Below are 8,192 nucleotides of genomic sequence, written 5' to 3' on the forward strand. Positions count from 1 at the left end.
CACCACCGACGCCCGGCACCGTGCCGACGCCAAGAGCGCACTGATCACCCTGGTGGAACACGCGCTGCTGGCCCGCCTGCGCTGACGAGCCGAATACACCGTCCCGTCGGTCCGGGCAACGGCTGTGGCAAGGCTGTGTGGTTGACCACACGGCCTTGTCGTCGTACTCGCGGACATTCATAACGTTTCGACAGAGAATCCCCGGTCGCCGACCACGCGCGGCGACCGGGTCGCTTCGGTCTGCGTACGTTTCTCTCGCCATTTGCCGACGAATGCACCTTGTGTCTGATTTATTAATTGAAGGTTCAGTGAAACCGGCTCAGTTCGTCACTCCTTCAAATATTTGGAAAGCACCCTCCGGCGTGCTGGAATTCGCTGAACTCAGCAGTAGTCGCGGCGCCCCGAATCCGAGGTGCCGACGCCGAGAGGTTTGGTCGAGTGAGGCGAAGCAAGACGGCGCCCCCGCCGCCGGAGTCGCGGGGCAACTTCACCCCGCATCCCGCGGCCGTACCCACCGGGGACACCGAACCGGCCGGGGACGGCGGGAACTCCAGCAAGCTGGCGGTGCGCAACTGGCGCGTGGCCACGCGGCTGAACGCGATCCTGCTCATCCCCGTGATCGTGGCTCTGATCTTCGGTGGCTTCCGGGTGCAGAGCTCCATCGAGACGCTGAGCGAGGCGCAGGACGCCGAGGCCACCGCCGAGCTCGTCCGGGCCGCATCGGCCTACGGCCACGCGCTGCTCGACGAGCGTGACCGCACCGCCGCGCCGCTGCTGCGCGGGGAGCGGGACGCCCCCGAGGTGTCGGAGGCCCGCCGCGCCACCGATGCGGCCAAGGCCGCTTTCGACGAGGCCGCCGAGGCCGCGCCGAGGACGCCCGGCCTCGAACGACGGCTGAGCGCCATCCGCGATGTCGAGGCCAAGCTCGGTCCGCTGCGGGAGTCCGCCTACAGCGACCAGCTCAGCGGCGTGGAGACCGAGCTGGGCTACGTCGAGGTCCAGCACCCGCTGATGAACCTCTCCAACGAGCTGGGTCTGGGGACGGGCAACGTCACCTCCTACGGCCGTACCGTCTACGCCATCTCCCTGGCCAAGGCTGCCGAGTCGCTGACGCGTTCGATCGGCACGCACCTCCTGGTCGCCCCCGGGCCCTCCGAGGAGGACAAGCGGGCGCAGGTCGTGAACCTCTCCTCCTACGCCTATCTGGAGAGGATCGCCCTCACCGAGTACACGAACGCCGGTACCGAGGAGGACGTGAAGCGGCTGCGCTCGGAGCTGGCCGCGCTGCAGAAGCAGGCCAACGAGAACGCCGCGGAGGCCGAGGCGGCCGCCGAGGCCGCCGACCGGCCCTTCGTGACGCCGCCGCCCTTCGAGGAGATGGTCACCCTCATCGCCTCGGGCGCCGAGCCCGAGGACCTGGCGAAGAAGGGCGTGACCGAGGAGGTCTGGTACCAGGCCACCACCGCGAAGTTCGACGTCTACCGGGGCATCGAGCAGGACCTCGCCAACCGCGCCGTGGCCGAGTCGCAGCAGATCGCCTCGGACGCCAAGACCGAAGCCGTCATCAACTCCGTGATCGTGCTCGTGGCCCTGCTCCTGGCCTTCATCGTGGCCGGGCTCATGGCCCGTTCGATGAGCAAGTCGATGATCCGGCTGCGCACCGCCGCGTTCGACGTCGCCGAGCAGCGGCTGCCGATGCTGGTCGACCAGCTCTCGCGCACCGACCCCGGCCGTGTCGACACTCAGGTCAAGCCGATCGACATCGACACCAAGGACGAGATCGGCGAGGTCGCCCGGGCCTTCGACCAGGTGCACCGCGAGGCCGTCCGGCTGGCGGCCGAGCAGGCCCTCCTCCGAGGCAATGTCAACGCGATCTTCACCAACCTCTCCAGCCGCAACCAGGGCCTCATCGAGCGCCAGCTCGGGCTGATCACCGACCTGGAGAACAACGAGGCCGACCCGGACCAGCTGGAGAGCCTCTTCAAGCTGGACCACCTGGCGACCCGTATGCGGCGGAACGGCGAGAACCTCCTCGTCCTCGCGGGCGAGGAGCCGGGCCGCCGTTGGAACCAGCCGGTTCCCCTGGTGGACGTCATCCGCGCGGCCTCCTCCGAGGTGGAGCAGTACGAGCGGATCGAGATCACCGGAGTCCCCGAGAGTGACATCCACGGCTCCGTCGTCACCGACCTCGTGCACCTGCTCGCCGAGCTGCTGGAGAACGCCACCTCGTTCTCCTCGCCGCAGACCAAGGTCAAGGTGACCGCGACCCGGCTGCCCGACGGCCGCGTCATGATCGAGATTCACGACAAGGGCATCGGCCTCACCGCCGAGGACTTCGCGGACATCAACCACAAGCTCGCCAACCCGCCCACCGTGGACGCGGCGATCTCCCAGCGCATGGGCCTGTTCGTGGTCGGCCGCCTCTCCGACCGGCACGGCATCCGCGTCCAGCTCCGCCCCTCGGGCGAGCAGGCCGGTACGACGTCGCTGGTCATGCTCCCGGACGCCATCACCCACGGTGGTGGCGGCGAGGAGCTGATGGAGGAGGACTTCACCGTCTCGCGGATCATGCCCGAGGCCACGGAGACCACGCAGGCCACGCCCAGCCCCCTCCAGGGCGGGGCCACCGCGGCCGCGCTCGGTTTCGACGACAGCCGCTACGACGGCGAGGTGTCCGTGCCGGACGACCTCTCCGCTCTGGACCCGGGCGGCCGTTCGCCGCATCACGACGATCACCGTTCCTCGCCGGAGCGGCCGGTCGAGGGCGGGAACGCGTTCGACGCCCAGCGGGATGCGTTCGGCGGCCAGGACGGCTACGCCGCACCGCCGCAGCAGTTCGCGGAGCAGGGCCGCCCCGCCCAGGAGTACGACACCGGCCGAGGTTACGACGCCGGTCAGGGCTACGACGCGGGCCAGGGCTACGACGCGGGCCAGGGCTACGACGCGGGCCAGGGTTACGACGCGGGCCAGGGTTACGACGCGGGCGGCTACGACCAGTACGGTCAGGACGCCTTCGCACCGGGCGGTTACGAATCCGGCTACCCCCAGGACGCCCGTCAGCAGGGGCAGGACGGCCCGGGCCACGACGGCGGCTACGGTGACCGTGCCGGGTTCGGTCAGCAGCCGGCCCCCGGCCCCTCCTACGAGGAGAGCGGGTTCGAGGCGACGGCCCAGATTCCGCAGGTCCAGGACGGCGGCCAGCAGCGGCAGTCGGTCTTCGGCGTGCAGGAACCGCGCCCCGGCACTCCCGCGGCGGCGGATGAGCGCGTAGGCTTCGAGCCTCCGACCGGCTCGGCCGTCGGCTCCGTCACCGAAGCCGGTCTGCCGCGCCGGGAGAAGCGGTCCAAGCCGTCCGACGGCGCCGGCGCGGTTCAGCAGCCGCCGCCCCGGCAGGACGTGCCGGCCCCCCGTGAGGAGCCGGAGTCGTCCGACTGGCGTTCGGCCAACGACGACCGCTGGGAGCGCGCGGAAGGCCTGCGCGACCCCAGGGCCGGTGGCATCACCTCCTCCGGGCTGCCCCGACGCGTGGCCGGGGCCAACCTCATCGAGGGTGCCGCCGAACAGACGGATCACGGAGGCCCGCAGGTCTCCAGGAACCCGGAGGACGTGCGGGGCAGGCTGAGCAACCTGCACCGCGGTGTCCGCCGGGGGCGCGGGTCCGCGCCCCAGAACCCGCAGAACGAGCGACCGGGCGACAACCCCGGCAGCACCTACGAGCAGGAGCGTTAGTGTGAGCCCGATGAGCCAGGCGGCGCAGAACCTGAACTGGTTGATCACTAACTTCGTGGAGAACACCCCGGGGGTGTCGCACACGGTGGTGGTCTCCGCCGACGGTCTTCTTCTGGCGATGTCCGAGGGTTTTCCGCGGGATCGTGCCGATCAGTTGGCGGCGGTGGCCTCGGGGTTGGCGTCCTTGACCCAGGGGGCGTCGCGGATCTTCGAGGGCGGCGGTGTCAATCAGACGGTGGTGGAGATGGAGCGTGGTTTCCTCTTCATCATGGCGATCTCCGACGGTTCGTCGTTGGCGGTGCTCGCGCATCCTGACGCGGACATCGGTCTGGTGGGGTACGAGATGGCCCTTCTGGTCGACCGGGCCGGTACCGTACTGACGCCGGACCTCCGCGCCGAACTGCAAGGCAGTCTTCTCAACTAACAGACACGCGTGCGTATCGCGTGATCCGCGCCGTAGGGTGCGGGAACGCGGACGCCGTTGCAGCACTTCGGGAGTGCGGCGGTTCCCCGCAAGCCGGCAGTTGGAGGAGGAAACGTGACAACGCCCCAAGGCGGTCCGTACGGCAGCGAGCAGCAGCAGGGCGATTTCGGCTATTCGCGCTACAACTTCCCCTCGACGCCCAGCCGGCAGGAGCCGCAGGCGGGACAGGAGCCCCAGCAGCAGGTGCCGCAGCAGAACCGGTCCCCGCAGCGTTCGGCGCGCGGCGGGGGAGGGGGCGGCGGAACCGGAGCCGGTGGCGGTCAGCCCCACCCGCTGGTGCGCCCGTACGCCATGACGGGCGGTCGCACCCGCCCGCGGTACCAGCTCGCCATCGAGGCGCTGGTCAGCACCACGGCGGACCCGGCCCGGCTGCAGGGCCAGCTTCCGGAGCACCAGCGGATCTGCCGCCTGTGCTACGAGATCAAGTCGGTCGCCGAGATCTCCGCACTCCTCTCCATTCCTCTTGGCGTCGCCCGGATCCTCGTCGCCGACCTCGCCGAGGCCGGACTCGTCGCCATCCATCAGCCCGGCGGCGACGAGGCCGCCGGTGGTCAGCCAGACGTGACACTGCTCGAAAGGGTGCTCAGTGGACTTCGCAAGCTCTAGCGGTGCCGCCCGTTCCACCACCTCCGCGAAGATCGTGGTGGCCGGTGGATTCGGCGTGGGCAAGACGACCTTCGTGGGCGCCGTGTCGGAGATCAATCCACTGCGCACCGAAGCCGTCATGACCTCCGCCTCCGCGGGGATCGACGACCTCACCCACACCGGCGACAAGACGACGACGACCGTCGCCATGGACTTCGGCCGCATCACCCTCGACCAGGACCTGATCCTGTACCTGTTCGGTACGCCGGGCCAGGACCGGTTCTGGTTCATGTGGGATGACCTGGTGCGGGGTGCGATCGGTGCTGTGGTGCTGGTCGACACGCGGCGGCTGGCGGACTGCTTCCCGGCGGTGGACTACTTCGAGAACAGCGGTCTGCCGTTCGTGATCGCGCTCAACGGTTTCGACGGGCACCAGCCGTACAACCCGGAGGAGGTGCGGGAGGCGCTCCAGATCGGTCCGGACACGCCGATCATCACCACCGACGCCCGGCACCGTGCCGACGCCAAGAGCGCACTGATCACCCTGGTCGAGCACGCTCTCATGGCCCGCCTGCGCTGAACCGGGGTCCGGACCCGCCCCCGGTGCCCGGCCCGGGGGCCGCGGCCTCCCCCGCGCGGCCGGTGAACGGCAGCGGATACGCTGAAACCCCACCGTTCGTCCGAGGCCACCCGAAAGGGCACCGTTCACCGTGCGCATCGCCAGATTCTCCATCGACGGCAACGTCGGATTCGGCGTCGTGGAGGGCGACGCCGACACCGAGCCCGGCCTGGTTCTCGATCTCATCAAGGGGCACCCCTTCGGCGAGTTCGAGCGCTCCGGCCAGAAGGTGCCGGTCAGCCAGGTCCGGCTGCTCGCCCCGGTGCTTCCCAGCAAGGTCGTCGCCGTCGGGCGGAACTACGCGGAGCACGCGAGGGAGCTGGGTCAGACCGTCCCCGAGACCCCGGTCGTCTTCTTCAAGCCGTCCACGTCCGTCGTGGGCCCCGGCGACCCGGTCGCCTACCCCGGATTCTCCGCGGAGGTGCACCACGAGGCGGAGCTGGCCGTCGTCATCGGCCGCATGTGCCACCAGGTGCCCAGGGAGCGCGTGTCCGAGGTGATCCTCGGCTACACCTGCGCCAACGACCTCACCGCCCGGGACGTCCAGCGGCGCGAGGAGCAGTGGGCCCGGGCGAAGGGCTTCGACGGCGCGTGCCCGCTCGGCCCCTGGGTGGAGACCGACCTGGACCCCTCCGACCTCGCCGTCGCGTGCACCGTGGGCGGGGAGCAGCGGCAGCTCGGCCGCACCGCCGAGATGATCCTCTCCGTGACGGACCTGGTCGTGCACATCAGCGAGGCGATGACCCTCCTGCCGGGCGACGTCATCCTCACCGGCACCCCCGCGGGCGTCGGCCCCCTCAACGTCGGCGACGAGGTCGCCGTCACCATCGAAGGCATCGGCACTCTCACCAACAAGGTGATCAAGCGTGGCTAGCGCAACCACCCCGGCACCCGTCCGGGTCCGTTTCTGTCCGTCCCCGACCGGCAACCCGCACGTGGGCCTGGTCCGCACCGCCCTGTTCAACTGGGCGTTCGCCCGCCACCACGGCGGCACCCTGGTGTTCCGCATCGAGGACACCGACGCCGCGCGGGACTCCGAGGAGTCCTACGAGCAGCTCCTGGACTCCCTGCGCTGGCTCGGGTTCGACTGGGACGAGGGCCCCGAGATCGGCGGCCCGCACGCCCCGTACCGCCAGTCGCAGCGCATGGACATCTACGCGGACGTCGCCCGGAAGCTGCTGGAGTCCGGCCACGCCTACCGCTGCTACTGCACGGCCGAGGAGCTCGACGCCCGCCGCGAGGCCGCCCGCAAGGAGGGGCGCCCCTCGGGCTACGACGGCCTGTGCCGCGAGCTCACCCCCGAGCAGATCGCCGCGCACGAGGCCGAGGGCCGCACCTCCATCGTGCGCTTCCGGATGCCGGACGAGCCGATCACCTTCACCGACCTCGTCCGCGGTGAGCTGACCTTCCAGCCCGAGAACGTGCCGGACTTCGGCATCGTCCGGGCGAACGGCGCGCCGCTGTACACCCTGGTCAACCCGGTCGACGACGCGCTGATGGAGATCACCCACGTGCTGCGCGGCGAGGACCTGCTCTCCTCGACGCCGCGCCAGATCGCGCTCTACCGCGCGCTGGCGGAGATCGGCGTCGGCAGCGGCCGGACGCCCGAGTTCGGCCACCTGCCCTACGTCATGGGAGAGGGCAACAAGAAGCTCTCCAAGCGGGACCCGGAGTCCTCCCTCAACCTCTACCGCGAGCGTGGGTTCCTGCCGGCCGGCCTGCTCAACTATCTCTCTCTCCTGGGCTGGTCGCTCGCCGAGGACCGGGACATCTTCTCCATGGACGAGATGGTCGCGGCCTTCGAGATCACCTCGGTGAACGCCAACCCGGCCCGCTTCGACCTCAAGAAGTGCGAGGCGATCAACGCCACGCACCTGCGCGAGATGCCGGTGGCGGACTTCATCGCCGCCTGCGAGCCGTGGCTGCGGGCACCCTACGCGCCGTGGCGTCCCGAGGCCTTCGACCGTGCGGAGTTCGACGCGCTCGCCCCGCTGGCCCAGACCCGGCTGACGGTTCTGTCGGACATCACCGCCAACGTGGACTTCCTGTTCCTCGACGAGCCGGTCGAGGACGAGGCGTCCTGGAAGAAGGCGATGAAGCCCGGAGCCGAGGCCCTGCTCGCCACGGCCCGGGAGAAGCTGGCGTCGGCCGACTGGAACGCCGAGGCCCTCAAGGCCGCCGTGCTGGCGGCCGGCGAGGAGCACGGCCTCAAGCTCGGCAAGGCCCAGGCGCCGGTCCGGGTGGCCGTCACCGGCCGGACGGTCGGTCTGCCGCTGTTCGAGTCCCTGGAGGTGCTCGGGCGCGAGCGCACGCTCGCCCGCGTCGACACCGCCCTCAAGCGCCTCACGGTCTGAGCTCCGGCGGGAGCCCACGCTCGCTTCCGCGCAGCTGGGCTCCCGCGCTCCCGCTCCCCGCGCCCCCGGTGCCCGCTGGCACCGGGGGCGTTCCCGTTCCCGTGGTCGATGGTTCGACCTACCCGCCGGTGGCCGGGGGTAACCCGTTTTGGAGCACCGCACGCGATCAGGTAATGTTCTTCCTGTCGCCGAACGGGGCAGGCCGAAAGGCCGGGACACCGGGAAGCGGCTCACCTGAATGAAACCCCCTCAGGGGGTTGAGTTTTGGTGGGGTATGGTGTAATTGGCAGCACGACTGATTCTGGTTCAGTTAGTCTAGGTTCGAGTCCTGGTACCCCAGCGCGATCTTCGCCCAGCAAGATCGAATGCCCCCGTTGTGTAGCGGCCTAGCACGCCGCCCTCTCAAGGCGGTAGCGCCGGT

The 8,192-nt window shown here is 70.1% G+C and carries 6 protein-coding genes, 2 tRNA genes and 1 pseudogene (1 of these 9 cut by a window edge); all 9 read left to right on the plus strand.

Annotated elements, in window-relative coordinates; all coding sequences use genetic code 11:
• Positions 1-85: pseudogene (locus tag HPT28_RS26905) on the plus strand (ATP-binding protein); the annotation flags it as partial.
• A 353-nt stretch (positions 86-438) separates the two neighbouring features.
• Positions 439-3,729 (plus strand): nitrate- and nitrite sensing domain-containing protein, encoded by a 3,291-nt coding sequence (locus tag HPT28_RS13960; protein ID WP_219091387.1) that lies wholly within the window; start codon positions 439-441, stop codon positions 3,727-3,729.
• A 10-nt stretch (positions 3,730-3,739) separates the two neighbouring features.
• Positions 3,740-4,153 carry a roadblock/LC7 domain-containing protein gene (locus HPT28_RS13965; protein WP_219091459.1) on the plus strand — a complete coding sequence of 138 codons (414 nt, stop codon included), beginning with the start codon at positions 3,740-3,742 and terminating at the stop codon, positions 4,151-4,153.
• Between the two features lie 114 nt (positions 4,154-4,267).
• Positions 4,268-4,819: a DUF742 domain-containing protein gene (locus HPT28_RS13970; protein WP_219091388.1), complete on the plus strand. Its 552-nt coding sequence runs from the start codon at positions 4,268-4,270 to the stop codon at positions 4,817-4,819.
• Positions 4,800-5,378: an ATP/GTP-binding protein gene (locus tag HPT28_RS13975; RefSeq protein ID WP_219091389.1), complete on the plus strand. Its 579-nt coding sequence runs from the start codon at positions 4,800-4,802 to the stop codon at positions 5,376-5,378. Before HPT28_RS13970 ends, HPT28_RS13975 begins: the two co-directional genes overlap by 20 nt.
• 130 nt (positions 5,379-5,508) lie before the next feature.
• Positions 5,509-6,291, plus strand: a complete 783-nt coding sequence (locus HPT28_RS13980) for a fumarylacetoacetate hydrolase family protein (protein WP_219091390.1) — start codon at positions 5,509-5,511, stop codon at positions 6,289-6,291.
• The gene (gene gltX, locus HPT28_RS13985) at positions 6,284-7,771 is read left to right on the plus strand and encodes a glutamate--tRNA ligase (protein WP_219091391.1); all 1,488 of its coding nucleotides are present in this window, start codon (positions 6,284-6,286) and stop codon (positions 7,769-7,771) included. The genes HPT28_RS13980 and gltX overlap by 8 nt, the downstream gene beginning before the upstream one ends.
• Before the next feature lie 268 nt (positions 7,772-8,039).
• Positions 8,040-8,111, plus strand: a tRNA-Gln gene (locus HPT28_RS13990).
• 27 nt (positions 8,112-8,138) lie between these two features.
• Positions 8,139-8,192, plus strand: a tRNA-OTHER gene (locus tag HPT28_RS13995); it runs 76 nt beyond the window's last position.

The sequence above is a fragment of the Streptomyces sp. JJ38 genome (assembly GCF_019303475.1).
Lineage (GTDB): Bacteria > Actinomycetota > Actinomycetes > Streptomycetales > Streptomycetaceae > Streptomyces.

What these genes read in the sequence shown, in the direction of transcription:
- HPT28_RS13965 (WP_219091459.1), top strand. Translation starts at nt 3,740, where the DNA reads ATGAGCCAGGCGGCGCAGAACCTGAACTGGTTGATCACTAACTTCGTG.